The following is a 546-nucleotide window of genomic DNA, read 5'->3' as shown; positions in this document are numbered from 1 at the left end:
GCGTCCACGCCGATGCCGCGCAGGCCGATCGCGTCGAAGTTCGAGAAAACCTCGGTCGTGCCCGTGTTCTGGATCGAGACCGTGCTGCCGTAGGCGAACACACCCATGGCCGCGTTCGCGCCGTGGGCCGTGAGCATGGCGCCCGTGGTGACGTCGACATGCGTCGCGCCGACGTCGGCAAGCGCGTCGACGTGGATGCCGACCGCGGTGCTGCCCTCCACGGTGATCGCACCCGCGCCGTCGACGACCACGTCGCCGTAACCGCCGACCTGGATGCCGAAGGCATAGTCCAGGGCGGCCACGTCGATCGCACCGTCGTTGGTCACCGTGGCCAGGCCACCGGCACCGACGTAGCCGGCGATGCCGATGCCGTTGCCGGCCGCGACGTCGAGCGGCTGCACCGCGGTGCCCAGCTGCGAGACCGTGATCGTGCCGCTGTTGGCGATGGTCGCGTGATCCGCGTCGAAGCCTACGCCCATTGCGGCGGCGTCGCCGGTCACGTGCACGTCGCCGCCGTTGTCGATCGACAGGTCGCCCGCGTCGGTG

The 546-nt window shown here is 70.7% G+C and carries 1 protein-coding gene; it reads right to left on the bottom strand.

Translation table 11 applies throughout. The annotated features are described in order from the left end of the window. A partial coding sequence (locus AC1DRF_RS31865; RefSeq protein WP_477742808.1) for a hypothetical protein occupies window positions 1-546 on the bottom strand: 546 nt, incomplete at both ends.

Source organism: Priestia sp. P5_B4, assembly GCF_056400385.1.
This window is presented reverse-complemented; position numbering and strand designations above follow the sequence as displayed.